Raw genomic sequence first — 19452 nt, forward strand, 5'->3', positions numbered from 1 at the left:
ATGGATTTCGCCTACCCGGAAAAAACACAAACCCTGATCGCCCAGCTCAATGCGTTCATGGACGAGCATATCTATCCCAACGAAGCCCGCTATGAAGAGGAACTGGCCGCCGGCAACTACTGGCCGGAAGTGATTGAGGAATTGAAGCCGAAAGCCCGCGCCGCCGGACTGTGGAACCTGTTCCTGCCGGAATCGGAACACGGCGCCGGACTCACCAATCTGGAATACGCTCCTCTGTGTGAAATCATGGGGCGGGTAATGTGGGCGCCGGAAGTGTTCAACTGCTCGGCACCGGACACCGGCAATATGGAAGTGCTGGCCCGCTACGGCACCCCGGAGCAGCAAAAACAATGGCTGCAACCGCTGCTCGACGGCGAGATCCGCTCCTGCTTCGCCATGACCGAACCGGACGTGGCCTCCTCCGACGCCACCAATATCCAAAGCGCCATCGTGCGTGACGGTGACGACTACGTCATCAACGGGCGCAAATGGTTTTCTTCCGGATCGCCGGATGAGCGCTGCAAGATTTTCATCTTCATGGGCAAGACCGACCCGGATAACCCGAACCGGCACAAACAACAATCCATGATTCTGGTGCCCCGGGATACCCCGGGCATTACCGTGGTCCGTCCCCTGCCCGTCTTCGGCTTTTCCGGCACGCCGGACGTTACCGGAGAAGTCCGTTTCGAAAACGTGCGCGTACCCGCCAGCAACATGCTGCTGGGTGACGGTCGTGGTTTTGAAATCGCCCAGGGCCGCCTCGGCCCCGGCCGTATCCACCACTGCATGCGTCTGATCGGCCTGGCGGAACGGGCGCTGGAGAAAATGTGCAAACGCACCCAGGAGCGGGTCGCCTTCGGCAAACCGGTGGCGGAACAAACCGTGACCCTGGAACGCATCGCCGAATCCCGCATCCTCATCGATCAGACCCGGCTGCTGGTGCTCAACGCCGCCCATATGATGGACACCGTCGGCAACAAAGTGGCGCGCAAGGAAATCGCCATGATCAAAGTGGCCGCCCCCAACATGGCCGCCCGTGTCATTGACTGGGCCATCCAGGCCCACGGCGGCGGCGGCGTCACCAACGACTTCGGCCTCGCCAAAGCCTACGCCAACGCCCGCATGCTGCGCCTGGCCGACGGCCCCGACGAAGTGCACCGCAACCAGATAGGACGGCTGGAACTGGCGCGGTATCGTTAGCTAAGGCACCACGAGCCGCTGAGGGAGGTCGCCTCAGCGGCGAAGGGCATGCCAGAAGCGACCCTCGATCCAGTATTTTTTGGCTGCCTACGCGGCAGCGAACCTGTACACGGTGCGCGGGATCATCAACCGCTGTTTCTTAGCTGCCTGCGCGGCAGCGAACGCGCCGAACGTCAAGTCGCGCCGCGCGGACATTTTCTTAGCTGCCTGCGCGGCAGCGAACCGAAAACGGCCTGCAACATCGTCTCGGCCCCTTTTCTTAGCTGCCTGCGCGGCAGCGAACTACTTGGTGGTGGCGTCTTGGCCGAAGCGAGTTTTCTTAGCTGCCTGCGCGGCAGCGAACATATCCACCAGGGTGACACCGTCATCCTGCGTTTTCTTAGCTGCCTGCGCGGCAGCGAACCTTGTTGGCGGCCTTTGGTGTCAGCGCTGTGATTTCTTAGCTGCCTGCGCGGCAGCGAACATACGGGACTTTTGCGCCGACTTGGCGCCGATTTTCTTAGCTGCCTGCGCGGCAGCGAACAGGTAAAAATTCGCGCCGTGCGTCCGGCTTCTTTTCTTAGCTGCCTGCGCGGCAGCGAACATTGAAGCGATGGCGCTGGAGCGTCACATGCTTTTCTTAGCTGCCTGCGCGGCAGCGAACGTGGACCGCCGCAGCAACACAATCGGCTGATATTTCTTAGCTGCCTGCGCGGCAGCGAACCTTATAGGGGTGGGAACGCCGACTCTCCCCGATTTCTTAGCTGCCTGCGCGGCAGCGAACGCATGAGGCCGGCATAGATGCCGCCTTGCTCTTTTCTTAGCTGCCTGCGCGGCAGCGAACTTATCGTTGCCGCCGAAACTCTTTATCAAGAATTTCTTAGCTGCCTGCGCGGCAGCGAACCCCCTGCCCGTCCCATACACCGGACACGTAGTTTTCTTAGCTGCCTGCGCGGCAGCGAACAAAAAAGCCCGGACGGTGCCGGGCCAGTAGGCTTTCTTAGCTGCCTGCGCGGCAGCGAACGACCCCGATCAGCTTACCCCATTCCACCAGTGTTTCTTAGCTGCCTGCGCGGCAGCGAACAGAGGGCTTTTCCTGCTTTCGGTCTACCTTAATTTCTTAGCTGCCTGCGCGGCAGCGAACCCAAGTCCCTTCGCCAGAGGGCCTGTACCCGTTTTCTTAGCTGTCTGCGCGGCAGCGAACAGCCGGCGACCAGCACGAAAGCCACCGTCGCGGTTTCTTAGCTGCCTGCGCGGCAGCGAACCCTTTCGGAATCCCGGTTCCGCCGGGGCGGGTTTTCTTAGCTGCCTGCGCGGCAGCGAACGGGAACAGGCGATGACTTTACTCTCCTGTATCTTTCTTAGCTGCCTGCGCGGCAGCGAACCCGTTGGCTCAGCCCCATGCGTGCCCGCCATTTTTCTTAGCTGCCTGCGCGGCAGCGAACTATGGGGTGCGAGCGTCGGTTCATGGCTCGACTTTCTTAGCTGCCTGCGCGGCAGCGAACTTGAAGGAGATCCCTTCTTTGTCGCGGGAACATTTCTTAGCTGCCTGCGCGGCAGCGAACTCCTGGTCAGAATTTGGAGCTGGCATCGTTCATTTCTTAGCTGCCTGCGCGGCAGCGAACGACCTGCACGGCGCAGAACAAGAGCCCAATGATTTCTTAGCTGCCTGCGCGGCAGCGAACTATGTGCCGCGCAACCCGCGCACGGATATCCTTTTCTTAGCTGCCTGCGCGGCAGCGAACCAGGTCGGCCCCTTCCAGGTAGGCCCCTTCCATTTCTTAGCTGCCTGCGCGGCAGCGAACGGCATAGGTCGGAGACGGTGAAGTGCGTTGTGTTTCTTAGCTGCCTGCGCGGCAGCGAACGCCGACTGGTCCGCGCTGGCGGGCCGCAAGGTTTTCTTAGCTGCCTGCGCGGCAGCGAACACGATCATGGTGCACATCGTCCGTCAGCTCCTTTTCTTAGCTGCCTGCGCGGCAGCGAACGGGCCTTGGTCGGTCCTACTGGATCGGTGGTGTTTCTTAGCTGCCTGCGCGGCAGCGAACAGAAGTCGCTCCCGAAACCGCGCCTGCTGTACTTTCTTAGCTGCCTGCGCGGCAGCGAACCTGGACGAGAACCAGTTCGACCAGGTGTTCCATTTCTTAGCTGCCTGCGCGGCAGCGAACCCCTCGATGACGCTCCAGAATCCGTCGTCAGTTTTCTTAGCTGCCTGCGCGGCAGCGAACTCGGATGGCACCTCAGGCGAGCGTTCGGCCATTTTCTTAGCTGCCTGCGCGGCAGCGAACTGGGCATCTACGTGCCGCCCACGGGGCAGGATTTTCTTAGCTGCCTGCGCGGCAGCGAACGCGTGATGCTGCAGGCGGTCGCGCATTTCCTTTTTCTTAGCTGCCTGCGCGGCAGCGAACAGGGCTACGCCAGTACCTGGCGATAGAATTCTTTTCTTAGCTGCCTGCGCGGCAGCGAACACAAGGATAGATTCAAGGAACGATCCCCTAGATTTCTTAGCTGCCTGCGCGGCAGCGAACTGCTGCTGCGCAGACTGAGTCCGATGTGATTTTTTCTTAGCTGCCTGCGCGGCAGCGAACTAGTCGCCCGATGGCGGCGGCTCATTGTCGTTTTTCTTAGCTGCCTGCGCGGCAGCGAACCTCCACAAAGCCGGACTGCTGGACGACGTTATTTTCTTAGCTGCCTGCGCGGCAGCGAACTTGCCGTTGCTGATTTTCTCACCGTCGAATCTTTTCTTAGCTGCCTGCGCGGCAGCGAACATCATCTGCACGGGGCAGCGGGTCCAGATGCTTTTCTTAGCTGCCTGCGCGGCAGCGAACGGGGCCCGCGAGTTCCGTGGCATGCGTCTGGTTTTCTTAGCTGCCTGCGCGGCAGCGAACTTCAGCACGACCGGGTCGCCAGCATCCTCAGTTTTCTTAGCTGCCTGCGCGGCAGCGAACCACGATACGCCCGAAGGCCACGACGCATGTTTTTTCTTAGCTGCCTGCGCGGCAGCGAACACTGCCGGTGCGCAGGTGTGGCCGGCGGATTGTTTCTTAGCTGCCTGCGCGGCAGCGAACTGGCGGGTGCTTCACATGATTGATAACCAACTTTTCTTAGCTGCCTGCGCGGCAGCGAACCAGGCCTGAGCGCGTGGAACTGTAATTGCTCTTTTCTTAGCTGCCTGCGCGGCAGCGAACTTCACCGTGCAACGGGTCGGCGAATCCAACCATTTCTTAGCTGCCTGCGCGGCAGCGAACTTCCATCCCGTCGCCTGTCGGCCGACCTTGTCTTTCTTAGCTGCCTGCGCGGCAGCGAACATGCCCTGCCCTGTACTGGGCGCCGGGGGCAATTTCTTAGCTGCCTGCGCGGCAGCGAACTTGATCGGCGTACATTCCCAAAGGTAGCCAACTTTCTTAGCTGCCTGCGCGGCAGCGAACAGGAATGCACGCTGAATCTGGACGCACTGAATTTTCTTAGCTGCCTGCGCGGCAGCGAACTGGCGGGCTTTGGATGGCACTGGGCGACGACCTTTCTTAGCTGCCTGCGCGGCAGCGAACATCCAGGCGACCGGATTGAGATCACCGGGCAGTTTCTTAGCTGCCTGCGCGGCAGCGAACGACTCTTCCAGATCCGTTTCCCGGATCGCCTTTTTCTTAGCTGCCTGCGCGGCAGCGAACCTCCATTCCAGGTGCAGGGTGGAAACCTCGTATTTCTTAGCTGCCTGCGCGGCAGCGAACCTCAGCGTAGGCGCGAGTCACGCTGCCGGTGTTTTCTTAGCTGCCTGCGCGGCAGCGAACAACAAAGAGCCGGGCATGCAGTCCATCTACCTTTTCTTAGCTGCCTGCGCGGCAGCGAACTCTGGATCATTCATCCATCCAATGGCTTCGGTTTTCTTAGCTGCCTGCGCGGCAGCGAACTAGAACCAAACGAATCTAACTCCCTGATTTTTAAAGAACAAGGCTAAAAAGAAGCGCCACACCCCAAATTTTGGAGCGTGACGTAAGTTATTGATTTTCGGAAAGTATTAATTGGAATCAAAAAAAGGGTCAGAACCACGGTATCGTTGCGGTAGGGCTGAGGCCATAGCGGCTGAAGCGGCCCGTAACCGGATGTGCCTGCAGGTCACCGTGCTCTATAAACAGGCAGAAGTCCTGACCCGTGCTCTGGCTACGCAGCGTCACGTAGGGTAAATCAACCTTGCGCTCCACCGTGTCTGGGATTCGCTCCCGAGCCTGTTCCAGAGTTTCCTCGTGACGCCGCGCCCGGCGACGCCGGAGACGTTCCGCATTGGTCTTGAATTGGCGGCGCCGGACCACACGATGCTTGGCATTGCCTGGCACCGGAGCCAACCCTGTCATTTGGATATGGTCACGCATGCCGGCCAGACAATCTTGACTCATTAAATGATCCAGAGCCGCGGCACTGCCGTGCAGACGCAAGACACCACCCAGGGATTTCGGCCGCCGCTGGTGCTCCGGGAAACTGATACCAATGTCATCAGACTGAAGCTTGACCAAAGCGCGGTGTAATTTACCGTACAACGCCCCCATGAGAATGGTCGACGTAAACTCCGGATCGGGAAGTATCCGGATATCAATATACTGATCCATATCTCACCCCGCGTCTCCAAACACCCCGCCACGAATCAGGATGGCCATCACGAAGTGTTGCTGCTCCACTGTGGGTGCCTGGTCCTTTAGCATCCAGCTATCCAGAAGGGAATAAAAGTCAGCTTTTTGCTTAGGTTGGCGATAGGCCTTTCCCTGGGTCGTCACCGAACCATAGGGTTCCACCGCGATGGGTCCCAAGTTCTCGTCCTCATCCTTGGGGTACCAGGTATCGATGGTACGGATGGCATTACCCAGCTTCTGGGAGTGCATCCCAGCAGTTTCGCCGACCCGATACAACGTCTTGCTCTTGTCACCACGTCCACGATCGAGAATCAATTCCTGGGAGGGGAACACCTCTTGTCCGGCCCCAAGGCGGGCGAAGGCCACCACCTCCAGTAACACATGACGACCTCCCGACAGCCCGTCGGTGATACACCCTGCTAGCGCATGCAGAGAGGTTTTTGCCTCCTCCGTAGGTTCGAACCCCCGCAGAGACAGAGAAAGTGCATCGAAGGTCCAGATTTCGGCCGGCTCACCTTGCTCCATTAATCGCACCTGCACTTCAACTTGCTCGGCCCCCACCCGGTTTCGCCACAGGAAACGGCCATTCGCCAGGTTATAGGCATAGCGGCTGGCCAGTTCGGCAAAGCCATGCGTAGCTACGTAGCCCCGCACGGCCTGATCCAGCTTGGCCTGGTAGTCGGCGTCATTACAGGCCGAAGGTTTACCGGCACCACTGAGTACCCGCAGCGTGAAACGGGCCATAAGGGTATCGGCCTCACTGGGCAAAGCGGCCACATCCACGGTTTGCGGGTTGGGACTCTCGATACGGGCGTCCAGCTTGGCCGGATCCTGATCCTTGGCTTTCAAGCGATTAGATATGGTCCCCCGAACCGACTTTTCCCGGATAGTGACCGCCGGCCATTCGCCAGCCTGGTCGCGCCGCGACCATTGCCCGGCGAAAAACAGCGCATCGGACGGGTCCAGTTTACGCTCGAAAGCAAGCACGGATGCGGTTTTGAGTTTATCGTTCTTGGCCATGATGGGTATCCCCTCTCGTTAAGCGGTAATGGGTTTATCTCTGTAGTCATTGCGGAGCCGGTACAGCCCCGAGTCCAGGTCGTTATCCACATACCAAAGCAACTGCTCTGGCCGCTCCAGGCGGTGGGGGCTGACCCATTGACCAACGGAATACAGGCTCTCCACGAACCGGAATGGGGTCGACGCATCCCGCGTCCGAGCCACTTCACCAGGATCGTAAAGCCGGGACAAGGCGCCATAGCCCACTGGGATGGGCACGATCCAACCGGGCCGATGACGTACCTCCCACTCCACGGCGTCATGGCTTTCACCCTGGCTGTTGGTGGTGGTTTCCAACCGGCAGGTGTGGTTCAGACGAGACAGGTCCAGCCAGGCGTCCAGCATGGAAAACTCCGGGTTCACAGAGCGCAGTTCATCAAGATGTTGCTGAAGCAGGTCATCCCGTGACACCAAAACAAACCCAGGCAGGCACCGCCGACGCAAGCGCTTGAATTGCATGGCCCGAGCCTCCGCGTTGTCATCCAGTTGTATTAATTCAGGCTTCAATCTGGATGGCCGGCCGCCGCTCAGAGCCGGCATAACACTCCCGCCCGCGACGCGCATACCCGCCACTATCCCGGCAATCTCGTTCGCTACTTGACCCAGCTCCGCCCCTTCGCCGGCACAGGCACCCCCTTGAACCGAGAAGATCAGTGTAATGTCGAGATGGATACGCCCTTCCTCGACAATCGCCGCCGTGGCTCCCGTCTTATCCACTGGGTTGCGAGTCAAATGAAAGGCTCGCGTGAAGCCGCCTTCTGTGGCTTGAGCCTGGTAGTGGTGGCAGACAACGCCTACCGCGTCGAACTCCAGATCCAGAGTCTCCGGCAGCTTGCGTTCCAGAGCCTGCATCAGCCCCACGAAGGCACTCATGGCCGGAAAGCCCCAGGTCATCGGGCTGGAAACCGCATTGGCATTCTGAATGCGCAAATGCGGCAATATCAGAAGGTTACGTACATCAGACATAGGGCAGGTCCTCCTGGAGCGCGTTCAGCCTCTTGGCTAATTGTTTCTGCCAGAACGCGAATTCCGCATCCCCGAGTGGCAGGGATTTGCCAAACTGGCTATTCAGCCAAGTCGCGAAGCGGTGCCGAACCTCCTGCGCCCAGTCGCCCTGCTCCCGGCGTTGAGCAAAGCTTTCGTCATCACGCCAAGGGTCAAGCCATAGCGCTTCCGCATCCACCAGACGACAATCCGGCGAGGCACTCCACCCCGATTCGAGCACCGAGTAACGGCTGGCGAAGGCCACCAATTCATCAATCAGGGCGCCCACATACTCATCACGGCGATCCCGAGTTTCAGCATTGGGCTCCGCATCCGACATCAACAGGCGGCGCAGCCCGGATACCAACCCACGCACTTCCTTGCGCCGGCCAAAGCGAGGAAACACCGAGTCGACAAAATGCGGGGGTCTGATATCACTGTCGATCCAGGTAGGCGGAAGCGAGGCGAGTAAATAGTTACTGCCACCCCGCTCGTTATTGAGCTGGGAGATGTTCTGGGGTTTGGTACCTCCGAACGTCTGAACAGCTATATTGGGGTAATCCCGATATCCGCCTTCCCAGTAGCGGCCGTCCCGCCGGGCTTGCCGGGCCGCCTTGGTGGCCTCACCGAAACGGTCCTCATTGATCGTTTGATAGACACGATGGGCCAAAGAGGTGGCGTACAAGGGTGCAAGCAGATGAAAGCTTCCATTGTCTCCAGGGTCGTCACCTACCAGCCAGTACACTTGCTTGGCGTGGGTATGGGAGGCCTCACCACCTCGGGGCTCCGTGATGGCGGCAAAGGAAGTCATCCATTCCCTGGCCTGTTCCGGATCCTTGCTCAGGGCACCCGTTAGGGCTGGGTCTCCCTCCAATACCCTCTCCAGTAAGGAGAGCCCGTCATGTTCTAATTTAAGAAATTTATATACGTCTAGAGCTGCCGCATCCTCTACTGCCACATCATAATCGAAATCCTTGGAGAGCAGGTGGCTGCCCACTAGACAATGATGGGGCTGATTTTCTGGCCACACATATAGGTTGGTCGCCTTCTTCGCACTGGGGTGAACTGCTTTCACTATATGAGTAGCTAATTGCAATTTACCAACACGCCGTGCTGCATCGCCCACCCATGTCTCCAATTCATATTGGGCCGAAACATGAACAACGAGATCCTCTCTCTCCGGGTCATCCAGATCTAGTACTTTTCTCCGTTTCTTTTCCAGATCCTTTATCTTAGAGGACAGCTTGGCTTCCATCCGTTCCTGGAGAAAGTCTTTAATAACCGACCGTAAATCGGCACTTTCCAAGTTAGACATCTTACTTTTCCCTCCCCATCGTTCATTTCACATGAACGATATTTCATCGACGTTTAGCAAAACCCAAGGCCGGATGAAACCGCCACCCCCAATCACTTTCCGGCAGCGTGACCATACCGAAGGTCCGAGCGGCGTTTTCCAAGGCCATTCCTTTGGCGTCCGCGAGTTCCACCAGTGCCTCCAGGTAGTCTGGCGTTCCCCATGACTGAATCCCCGGCCCTCTGTCCCCGGCAAGCTCAATCCGTTCGAGCTTGCTTTTCTCCACGGGAACATAGAGCTTCTCGTGGCGTCTTTGACCGTCCTGGATCAGATGTAGCACCCAGTCTTCTCCACCCTCATCCGGCAGCAAAACCAGTTCTTCCTGACGAGCCGCTTGATAGCGAAAGGGCTGATACTGGGGCAGAACACCCAATAAATGCAGCCGGGGCATCCGGTACCAGCTATAGGCACCCAGAGGAGGCGAAGATGGCTCTCTGCGCAGACGCTTGCGTTCACGCGGCGTCAGAGACGCAGGATCCACGGAGGACGTATCAGGCCCCGCGCCCCTGAGCGGCTCCAACAGGGATGCCCGCAAACGCTCGTGTTCCAGATCCACCAGACTCTCATGGGGCCGAAGCCCCTGCCGTTCCAGAATGCGCGGCCGGGCATCCACGACCGTCCATTCCTCCGGCCGCATCAGATCATGCAGAGAATGACTATTAAGGCGCCAATCACCAGCGGTCTCGAAGCCAGGCCGGCAGAAGGCCGGCTCGCTCGGGCGCTCCAGGTGTTTCAGATTGGTGTCCAGAAGCACCATATTGGGGGCATCACAGGCCGCTTCCCGGTGCCGCCGCACCCGGCCCGCCAGTTGAATGATCGATCGCATGGATGATGGCTCCACCACCGCCCAGTCATAATCATGATCGCGCCCCACCTCAGTAACTGGGGACCCCAGCACGATAAAAAGCTGGTCCTGCTCCGGATGAGCATCCAGTCGTCGCCGGATATCAGGTAGCTCGAAGACCGCCTTGGCGTCACGGCGGTCCAGAGCACGATCCAGACACCGTTCAATCTCAGACCGTACCAATAGAGGATGCTGGGAGTGATAGACGCAGAGATGGATTCTCCGCCCATCTCTTGCCCCCAGCCGATACAACGCCAGGGCCACATCAAAAATGGGATCGATATTGGCCATGCGGATCAAACCAAAACTCACCCGCCCGCCACCATAGGGATCGACGCTATGATGGCGATCATGCAGGCGCTCGGCATGATCCCGCAGACACTCCGCCAATGACTGACGAATTGACGCCCCATCTTGCCCTAGCCCCTTCAGATCACCGATTTCCGACCGGCGGAGCACCTCTGCCTTAGCCAGCCGCTGATGTCGGCGCTTGGCGAATTGCTGGTGCGTAGCTGAAAAACCATCACCGTCCGAGCAGGTCTCATGGTGACGGTCGTGTTCGTCGAACCAGGCGCAGCAAACCTCCACGGGACACCCCGGCTCACCCCGGTTCTTTTGATATTGGTCCCGTCCATCCCGATAGGCCTCAAACAGACCGCGTACCAACGAAGGCGGCAAGGTGGCCGAGGACAGCAACACCCGCGAGCCCAGGAGACCAGCCCAATGCACCAACCGGGTAAGTGCGGGTAAATCATCGATATCAAAATCGTCGATCTCGTCCAGCACCAGATCGCTGCTCATCAAACGCAGCATGGGCGCAATCTGGCGGCCTCCACGAGTTCCTTCGGTGGCGGGAATAAGATGATCGACAGTACACACCAGAATGGGTGCGGCAATCAGATTGCGAACATTTGGATCCTGATTCAGCCGCCGCAGAACAGGGTGAGCATCAAAGTTGCCATCGAAAGTGACGTGTCCGTCCTCCTCCATCAGGCTCTGGGCGGAAGCCGACCCTGTGCGCTCACCCTGCTGTTCATAGTGCTCGAATAACGCCCGACTGGCACTGCCGCCCACTCTTACCGCCAGCTCATCTTCACCGAGATTAAGACGCTCACGATAGGCCTGCCCGGTCTGCAGAGTCAGGGTGCGCAGACCCAACGCAACGCTGAACCGGGTCCCTTTCTCCGGATCGGCAAGGGCATAGAGAATGCGGCCGTTCGCCAGAGTCTTCCCGCAACCCGTGGAGGCCATATTAATGCCGAAGAAACCTTGCCGTTCGCTACGCTCGCGGATTGAGCGGGCCAGATCGAATGCCTTGTCCTGCCAGCGGAAGCGGGGGTGATCACTGCGTTTTCTAAAGCCTTTATGGCGAGCAAGACGGGGAAGGTGGCGGGTCATGCTGGGCAGCGCCCGACTCACTGCTGCGCTGTGTTTCTCCACCCCCAAGAGATGTTCATCCAGAGGCTGTTTCAGGGCACCGGCTTTATCGGTATTGGCGTAAAGCGGATAGCCCCTTTCACCACGAACCCGGTGTCTGCTTTCCTCAAGGCCGGAATAGTAATGGTCCGCCAGCATCAGACTCAGTCTCGCCAGATGCATGACATAAGGATTATCCAGCACAGGGGATGAGTAATGCGGCAAGCGCTCGAGCAAACGCCGGGCCAGATGCCCGGCCCGCTCACGCCATCTGGATGTCGTTACCGGTAAAGCGTGTTCAAAATACCAATAGGGTTCAATCTGTTCCCGAACACAGGTGTCGTGGACCTCATTCCAGTCCGCGCTAATGACAGTGGGTATATCCTGAAGCTGATCCGACCGCAGCGCGGGGCGCAATACACCCCAGCGAGGCCGTCTACCTGAATCATCGGGCTCGCCAGGTTTCATCGGCAGCCGGTGATGTGTCACGATCAGCCACCCTACTGCCGCGGCCAAAGGCGGTAGGTGGCGAAACGGCGAGGCACCATTGTCGTCCAAACCATCCCTCTGCAACTGCTGAAGCCATCGATCGTCATCCTCCAGACCGGGCCCAAGCAGCCTTCCCAGCCAACCGGCATCGTCATCATTACCGACAAAAGCGGCGAAAAGGCGTAGGGAAATCCATTCATGCCGATAGAGGTTACGGCCTTCAAGCTTTCCAACCAGCCGATTCTGAAAGGCAAGACAAGCCTTCCCCAGGTCATGCATAAGAGCAGCCAAGCCAGCTAACAGCAGGATGTCTTCACCGGTATGCCAGTCGTTCTCGTCGCTCTGGCGCAGGACATCCCGGGAAGTGGTATTCGTGGGTGTCGCCCCCTGGGCATTGAAGCGGCTGGCATCCCCAACGATCCACAGCAGCTCGCTGTGGTCGTGCCCGCGAATCCAGTGACATGCCACCGCGGTATTTTTACGTGCCGACTTTCGTAATAATCGACGCAATGTATCCAGTCCGGCCCGGGTAATCGGAGTTTGCCAGGTTCTGTCGCCGCGGCGCTCGGCAAACTGGTCCAGAATCCGGCGCGTCTCGCTCAGAGCGTTTTTGCTGCATTGGGAAACAAACAGCACGTTCATTCGATGCCCTGCCCGAGATCCTGCGCGATGCTCTTCAAGGTATCGATCATAAAGTCCAGCGACTCGGTCCGGGTAAGCCGCTCAATACAGGCCTGGCGGAATTCCTGCTCTTCGTCACCTCGCATGGCGGAAAGAAACGCCTGAGGCAGAATCACCGCATCCTTGACCAGATCCGCCACGTCGAAAACCAGCCCACCTCGCCTTGTCTTGCCGTGGAGTACGGCCAGACCGTGGGGGATCCCAAGTACCCAAGTGGCCGTGGCCGCGAGCCCGTAGGCCAAATAGTTGCCATGATCGAGGAAGCGATTGGCGGGATCGGTACCACTACCACGCTTGGCGCGGGTGAAGTCACCATAGTCCACCGCCCGAGTGGCCATTTTGAACAAGGCCTTGGTAAGCCTCGCCTCCAGGGTGAGCAGATCCGTGGTATTGGTAGCCTCTTCGATCGCTTTCCGATGATGCGCCAGGGTCGTGCCCAGAACGTCAGCGGTTACTTCGAAACCAGAGTCCTTGAGAGGCCGACTGAGCCATAGCGTTTCAATTCGTGCCAAACGGCACAACTGAAAGGCACGGGCCGCCTCGAGCCGCCGTTCGTCGTCGAACCAGAACCGCACCCAGTACTGCAGATACTCAGTAGGCCGATATTCACTTTGCGGTGTCAGCCAGGCCACATCCACATCAACCTCGTTGGCCGAGAAAAGCGGCGTGCCTCCTCCCCCACAGAAGCCCACCAGCACTCCCGCCTTGGCCAGCTCTCGCATTGCAGCTTGAGTGATGGAGGTACCGGTGCCAAGCAACAGCGTGGTTGTATTGGCAATGGGGATATTCCAATACAATGATTGTCGACCTTCATCGGTGACATACTCGACTCGCCCGCCATTTACCAACACTCTGCAGTGCTGCAAATAGTAAATATTGGCCCGTTTCGAATGGAGTATTGTCTTCAAATCCGTCGGCGATATGTCGTGCATAGCCCCCCCCAAGGAATCTGTCCTCGGCGCCTTTTCACACCGTCACAGTCTGGTTTGCAATTTCCATAGCTCCAATGACTACTTAAACCCTTAAGTGACCCTAACACTCCCTCTGCTCACCAAATGGCACCACTGAACATAAAGACAGTCTAATAATGGGCGCCTTATATAGAGGCTCGCCCTGTATCCACGTCATTCACTCTGCTTTCCGACGTAGCCCATCAACGCCCCCTCCAAACGCTGCTGTACCACCGCCCGTAGTTCAGACGGCGCCAGCACCTCCACGTCCGGCCCATGCCGCAGCACCTCCATGATCAGTTCCGTGGGGTCCGAGTACGGCACTCGGAGGTGGTAACCGTCATCCCGCCATTCTCCCCGCTGGTCCGGATGCCAGAGTTCGTCGGCAACCCAGCGGGCGGCGCGTGGGGAAAAACGCAGTTCCGCCCAGTGGGACGGCGCGCCGGAGAAAAGGCCGAAGCTGTCGCCGATGAATCCCTCCAGAGATTCAGTGTCGATCTGTTTGCAGGGGCGGTCGTCCATCTGCGGCATCTCTATTCGATCGAGAGAGAAAAGGCGCAAGTCACCGGCTTGCTCGCAGTAGGCCAACAGATACCAGTTGTGGCGATAATGAAGAAGCCGCTGGGGGTGCACCATGCGCTCGCCGGATCTGTCATGGCTGCGGGCCCGATAGCGAATGCGCAGGCAAGTGTTGGCGAGGGTGGCATCGGCGATGCCGATGAAGACAGGGTTGTCGACCGGTCGTTGCAGGACAGGAAGCAGTCGGACTTTCTGGCCCAGCCGGGTTTCATGCTCGCTGGCGTCCCCCAGCAATTTCTGGATCCGCTGGCGAATCGGAGTCAATCGCTGAGCCATCAGCCCCGGCTGTACCGTTTCCAGCAACTGTTCACAGGCCAGCAACGCGTAGAGTTCACTGGCATTCATCCAGAAGCCGGGCAACTCGAACTCCGGCGCTTCCGGGTCGTAGTAATGGCCATTGCGGTCCCGGTCGTAGACGATGGGCGCGCCAAAGAAATCCCTGAGATATTCGAAATCCCGGGTGATGGTGTTGCGGGTTACCCCCAGTTCTTCGATCAGGCGCCGCATGGGTACGGGTTGCCGGGCACTGCGCAACAAACCGTGGATGCGGTAAAAACGCTCCAGGCGGGTCACGGCAAATCCTTATGCATTTTTCTTTTATAATCGACTTTACTCTTTCGTGAACTGCGTCACAACCCAAGCTGAGCCTCCCTGAGTTTGTCATACCAGAGAAATGGTATTACTATTTGATACCATGAACAGCAAGCAGCGCAACACTCTGAAAGCCATCTACTCCAGCCCTGCTCCGAAATCGCTGGAGTGGAAGCGGATTGAGTCGCTCTTTATGGCCCTCGGTGCCAACACTATCGAAGGGAATGGCTCGAGAGTGCGCTTCGAGCTGAATGGTGTGATCGGCACTTTTCACCGTCCCCATCCCGACAAGGAGGCCAAGCCGTATCAGGTACGTGACGCACGGGCCTTCCTTGAGCAAGCAGGAGTTACCCCATGAATGCAATGACCTACAAGGGCTATGCAGCCCGCATCAATTACAGTGACGAAGACAATCTATTCGTGGGACACATCGCAGGCATTCGTGATGTGGTGGGCTTTCATGGCGAGTCCGTTCAGGAATTGCGCGCCGCCTTCGAGGAAGCCGTCGATGACTATCTCGATACCTGCGCCAAACTGAATCGCCAGCCGCAAAAACCCTACTCCGGCAAGCTCAGCCTGCGACTGGAGCCAGAGCTGCACGCAACGGTTGCGGTCAGAGCTGAACTCGCGCACAAGAGCATCAATCAATGGGTCGCTGATGTGCTGAGCCGGGAAACTCGCACATGCCCCCCTTGCTGATATTATTCAGTGACTCCCTCCTGTCCCTGCATGTGCGGGGATAAACCCTAAACCCGGTCGAAGGACAGGAAGTTGACCTCCTGCTCCCCGCAGGTGCGGGGAACAGAGAACGAATATCTGGAATGCCGCGTCGCCGCCCGGTTTATCCCCGCGTCTGCGGGGAACAGGTCCACGGGGATGGTTTGGGCTGAAAACGACTTCTCGATGCGGTGCAGCGTCGTGAACTTCCGACCACTGAGGGAGGTGCTGGAACTGGTTTCCGGGTCAGAGTCCGGCGTCCAGTCCGAAAGCAGCACCTCAAACTCATAGCTCTGCCCCGCCACGTGCCCGTCCATCAGGCTCCGCTTGGCTGTGTAGGTGATCACCGCCATGGATGCTCCAGATACAAAAAAGCCCCCACGAGGCGGGCTGGTGGGCAGGGGGAAGAAGGCTTATCGGGGGGGGGGCACCGGCCAGGGGACTGGACTCGGAATCAATCAGGTTCTGGTAGATCCACTGCGGGGCGTCACCGGCGGGGGCACCCTCAACCTCCACCACCAGGTTGGCGTAGGCCCGAAGTCCCTGTTCGGCTGCTTCAGCAGACGCAAAACCGCGCAGGACCGCCTGCGTCTTGCCCTGGAGCAGCTTCACCGTGTATTGGGTTAGTACCCAGTAACCAGACTCGGCGCCGGATTGGGGATCCTGAGCGGCCTTGGCCAGGCCGGAGATAGCTTTTGCCATGATCGTTCTCCAATAAAAAAACCCGCTCAGTGGCGGGCATAAGGGTTGACCTATGTGTATACCATGGTTTACATTAAATGCATGAAAACGATCCTCACCACCCCAGAGTTTGATGATTGGCTGCAGCGCCTCCGCGATAAGCAGGGCAAGGCCAAGATCAATGCCCGCATTCGTCGCCTTTCATTGGGCAACCCGGGCGACATCGAACCTGTAGGCAGTGGGATTAGCGAGCTTCGCATTCACTACGGCCCAGGCTATCGCGTGTACCTGATGGCTCGCGGCCTGGAAATCATTGTCCTGCTCGTGGGTGGCGACAAGAAAACCCAGAGCAAAGACATCAAAGCGGCCAAGGCGCTTGCGAAGCAATACCAGGAGGACCTATGAGCAACCACAAACTGAAACCATGGGATGCCGCCGATCACCTGGAGGACCAGGAAGATATGATCCTCTATCTGAACGCCTGCATTGACGACGACCCCGGCGACGGCTCTCTCATCCGGGCAGCGCTGAGCGACATTGCCCGCGCACAGAATATGTCCCGCCTCGCGAAAGAAACGGGCATGACCCGAGCTGGCCTCTACAAAGCGCTCTCTCCTGATGGCCGGCCTGGGTTCGACACCATGCTCAAAATCACCCGTGCCTTGGGGCTGAGCCTACACTTTGATGGGCACGCACACTAAAGACCCGGCTAAACGAATCGTCGAACAATGGTGGCAACCATGATCGACGTTCAACTGGCCACCCTGCACAACTGGGAACAGGGCCGCCGAGAACCAACTGGCCCAGCCAAGGCCTTGCTTCGAGCCATTCACAATGACCCGCAGCATGTGATCCGGGCGCTGGCTGATCAACCACAGCCATAAAGTAGCCCCCGCCGGAGCGGGGGGCTTGATGAGGCTATTTGTACACTTCGTCCTGAATAGCCGGCCGCGTATATCTTCGGCCCGAATATTCAATACCGACTGGGGCACCCGGGGCAGTTTGCGGCCATTCCGGCTTCTGGCATCAATCAGGACAAAGTCGCCGTTATTAATGTCGTCACGCAGAGCCTCCCCAAACATCGCTGTCAGGTCTTCCTTGGTCGCTCCCACTATGCTTCCGCTGACATTGACCACAACATTGGGGGCTGACGACTCTCCTGAGGCGGCGCCTCCGTTGAGCTGAACGGGTGCCGGGGCGGCTGGTACTGACTGAACGCCACCAGAGATGCCCGCGCCAGATCCTCCTCCCCCAAACTGGGGGCGGTTTATCCCCGCGTCTGCGGGGAACAGTCTAAATATATAGCATTGATCTAGAAGGGAAAAATCACCCCATCAAAATCCACCGGCACCATTGATCAGATTTCGTCCTCTTTTATTCTGGGCACCACAGACCACCGCAACTAACGCCGCACCGAAGGTGGGGAAAAGTGCTCGTGCGGCTCCGGCTGGTATTGGTACGCTCCCGGCGATGCCGGGAAGGCCATTGGCGTCGCGCATTCAGGGCCACTGGATACGAACGGCCCCCCCGCGCATAGCGGCTCCGGAGTGAGGCTTTCTATGTGGGAGCGGATGGCCGGAGCCTGTTCGGGATAGATCCGGTCCAGCGCATACCCCGCCCGCTCCGCCACTCCGGTTTGCGCGATGCGATGCCGCCAGCCCTGGCGCACCACATAGTCGGTGTCGGTGACGGCGAGATCCCGTTGGTATCCCAGACGAAATCCCGTCAGGGCCTCTTCGAACAGCATGGCCAGGTCTTCGCGGGGCGTGGTGTAGGCGTAGAAGTCGTTGGTGACGTCGGCGAAGAACCCGTCCGCCACCTGATCCGGGTCCAGTTGTTTCTGCGCTTCGGTGATGGGGTCGCCGTAATAGCGGACCCGGGCCAGTTGGGCGAGGTTGGCGTCCCGTGGGCCGCCGGGCAAGGTGGCGGACACCGGCGTGCGGCGATTGACCTCGTCGACGATACGCAGTTCATCGTCCAGAAAGGGAAGCACGGAGGGCGGCAGATAATCGTTGGCGTGGGCCAGTTCGTGATAGAGGGTGTTGGCCAGTCGGGGGCGCAAGCGATCTTCGCTGATCACGGCCCGCTCACCGGCGGCGGGCAAAGCGGGCATCGGCCCGTGGTCGGAGAGAAAACGGCTGACGATCCGGAACGGCAGGTCTTCACCGAAACCACTGCGGGCATCCGGCTGCTCGTTGATCAGATCCCGCTCTTCCGGAGTGAGCCACAGGTAGCGGGGATCCAGGTAGATGGCGCCGGTGAGCGCCCAGTAAAACGAGGGGCGCAGGTCGCTGGAGATCACCACGGCGGTCACCGGCCGCAGCAGATGACGCAAATCCGCTTGCAACTCGGGGTCGCGTAACAACGCTTCGAAACGCTCGCCCATCCAGTCGTGGCTGACCAGCACCCGGTCCATGATCCGCTCCACCGTGGGCAAATCTCCCTGCCCTCCCAATGGCGGCAGTTCCGACACCCGGCATAGCCGGGCGCCATCCAGTTGATTGTGATAAACGCAGCGTTCCAAAGCCGGTCGATAAGCGGAATCCCGCCGATGGGCTCGCACTTCCTGTAGCGGCACTGTGGTGGCACAGTTGGCGCCGTCGCCGGCACAGAAGTAGGGGCTGGTCACCGGCGGACGATTGCGTATCACTACCCGCGCCAGGTCAGTGAAGGTACCTTCGGCGGTATCAACGCTGGCTTCGAACACCAGTACCCGATCGCCCGGCACATCGGGCGCGCTCAGGTACAGCAGCGCCGGGTCACTACCGTAGGCGAGGGCGGCGGCGGGGCCGCTCAGTTGACGAAACCGCGGGGCCGAGGCCGGCGCTTCGTCATCCAGCCAGAAACGCAGGGAGGTGCGCCCGCCGGCACTGACCGAGCGATCCGCACGCAGAGCGGCCCGGGCCGGCTCGCCATCATCCGCCACCGTGACGGCAAACTCATCGCTGACGCTGCCCTGGTCCGAGCCGGCCTGGAAACGGAATCGATAAAGGCCGGGATCGCTGACCCGGAAGCTGATCGCCGGACCGTGGCGGTCCGGTAATGCCACCGGCGTGCCGTCCAGCTGTGTCCATTGGTATTGGTCGTACCGATCCGGCAAAACGGCGACGATGCCCACCACTTCATTGATACGAGCGTGGCTGTCGCCATACAGGGTCAGTTCGGTGACGTCATCTTGAGGCACCGGCTCGCCACCACTGGAGCGGCAAGCCACCAGCGGTATAAAAAACAGCAGTAGTGCGACTCTGAACATGATTCCATCCCGGTCCGAGTTATCGACAGACTGAAGGAGGGGCAGAGGCGGGACAA

General features: G+C 59.1%; 15 protein-coding genes and 1 CRISPR repeat array. Of the genes, 5 read left to right on the plus strand and 10 right to left on the minus strand.

Going from position 1 to position 19452, the window contains the following annotated elements; translation table 11 throughout:
• Complete coding sequence (locus B5T_RS17475) at positions 1-1200, plus strand: acyl-CoA dehydrogenase family protein (protein WP_014995861.1); 1200 nt, start codon at positions 1-3, stop codon at positions 1198-1200.
• A 75-nt stretch (positions 1201-1275) separates the two neighbouring features.
• Positions 1276-5084: direct repeats of the CRISPR family, unit length 28 nt; unit sequence TTTCTTAGCTGCCTGCGCGGCAGCGAAC.
• Between the two features lie 129 nt (positions 5085-5213).
• Here the strand turns inward: B5T_RS17475 and cas6f are convergent.
• From cas6f to B5T_RS17510, 7 genes are all read right to left on the minus strand, one after another.
• Positions 5214-5777, minus strand: a complete 564-nt coding sequence (cas6f, locus tag B5T_RS17480) for a type I-F CRISPR-associated endoribonuclease Cas6/Csy4 (protein ID WP_014995867.1) — start codon at positions 5775-5777, stop codon at positions 5214-5216.
• 3 nt (positions 5778-5780) lie between these two features.
• The gene (csy3, locus tag B5T_RS17485; RefSeq protein ID WP_014995868.1) at positions 5781-6818 is read right to left on the minus strand and encodes a type I-F CRISPR-associated protein Csy3; all 1038 of its coding nucleotides are present in this window, start codon (positions 6816-6818) and stop codon (positions 5781-5783) included.
• Positions 6819-6836: 18 nt separating this feature from the next.
• A complete protein-coding gene (csy2, locus tag B5T_RS17490) occupies positions 6837-7823 on the minus strand; it encodes a type I-F CRISPR-associated protein Csy2 (protein ID WP_014995869.1) in 987 nt (328 codons plus the stop codon).
• Positions 7816-9156, minus strand: coding sequence for a type I-F CRISPR-associated protein Csy1 (csy1, locus tag B5T_RS17495; protein ID WP_041717099.1), 1341 nt, complete (start codon positions 9154-9156; stop codon positions 7816-7818). Before csy1 ends, csy2 begins: the two co-directional genes overlap by 8 nt.
• A gap of 43 nt (positions 9157-9199) precedes the next feature.
• Positions 9200-12586 carry a type I-F CRISPR-associated helicase Cas3f gene (cas3f, locus tag B5T_RS17500; protein ID WP_014995871.1) on the minus strand — a complete coding sequence of 1129 codons (3387 nt, stop codon included), beginning with the start codon at positions 12584-12586 and terminating at the stop codon, positions 9200-9202.
• The gene (gene cas1f / locus B5T_RS17505; protein WP_041717100.1) at positions 12583-13557 is read right to left on the minus strand and encodes a type I-F CRISPR-associated endonuclease Cas1f; all 975 of its coding nucleotides are present in this window, start codon (positions 13555-13557) and stop codon (positions 12583-12585) included. Before cas1f ends, cas3f begins: the two co-directional genes overlap by 4 nt.
• A gap of 192 nt (positions 13558-13749) precedes the next feature.
• Complete coding sequence (locus B5T_RS17510) at positions 13750-14727, minus strand: helix-turn-helix transcriptional regulator (RefSeq protein WP_014995873.1); 978 nt, start codon at positions 14725-14727, stop codon at positions 13750-13752.
• A 121-nt stretch (positions 14728-14848) separates the two neighbouring features.
• Here B5T_RS17510 and B5T_RS17515 point away from each other — a divergent pair, with 121 nt between their 5' ends.
• Both B5T_RS17515 and B5T_RS17520 read left to right on the plus strand, forming a co-directional pair.
• Entirely contained in the window at positions 14849-15103 is a 255-nt protein-coding gene (locus tag B5T_RS17515; protein WP_041717714.1) for a type II toxin-antitoxin system HicA family toxin, read from the plus strand.
• Entirely contained in the window at positions 15100-15444 is a 345-nt protein-coding gene (locus B5T_RS17520; RefSeq protein ID WP_014995875.1) for a type II toxin-antitoxin system HicB family antitoxin, read from the plus strand. Before B5T_RS17515 ends, B5T_RS17520 begins: the two co-directional genes overlap by 4 nt.
• Positions 15445-15491: 47 nt before the next feature.
• Here B5T_RS17520 and B5T_RS17525 read toward each other — a convergent pair whose 3' ends face one another.
• Entirely contained in the window at positions 15492-15815 is a 324-nt protein-coding gene (locus tag B5T_RS17525) for a hypothetical protein (RefSeq protein WP_014995876.1), read from the minus strand.
• Between the two features lie 412 nt (positions 15816-16227).
• Between B5T_RS17525 and B5T_RS17535 the strand changes: the two genes are divergently transcribed.
• Together B5T_RS17535 and B5T_RS23530 are read left to right on the plus strand one after the other, a co-directional pair.
• On the plus strand, positions 16228-16548 hold the full coding sequence (locus B5T_RS17535) for a type II toxin-antitoxin system RelE/ParE family toxin (RefSeq protein ID WP_229682983.1): 321 nt from the start codon (positions 16228-16230) through the stop codon (positions 16546-16548).
• Positions 16545-16844 (plus strand): addiction module antidote protein, encoded by a 300-nt coding sequence (locus B5T_RS23530; RefSeq protein WP_014995879.1) that lies wholly within the window; start codon positions 16545-16547, stop codon positions 16842-16844. The genes B5T_RS17535 and B5T_RS23530 overlap by 4 nt, the downstream gene beginning before the upstream one ends.
• Here B5T_RS23530 and B5T_RS23535 read toward each other — a convergent pair.
• Entirely contained in the window at positions 16818-17255 is a 438-nt protein-coding gene (locus B5T_RS23535) for a hypothetical protein (protein WP_202803017.1), read from the minus strand. The genes B5T_RS23530 and B5T_RS23535 overlap by 27 nt on opposite strands.
• Before the next feature lie 290 nt (positions 17256-17545).
• Positions 17546-19396 carry a lipoprotein gene (locus B5T_RS17550; protein WP_014995881.1) on the minus strand — a complete coding sequence of 617 codons (1851 nt, stop codon included), beginning with the start codon at positions 19394-19396 and terminating at the stop codon, positions 17546-17548.
• Positions 19397-19452 lie beyond the last annotated feature (56 nt).

The organism is Alloalcanivorax dieselolei B5 (assembly GCF_000300005.1).
GTDB lineage: Bacteria > Pseudomonadota > Gammaproteobacteria > Pseudomonadales > Alcanivoracaceae > Alloalcanivorax > Alloalcanivorax dieselolei.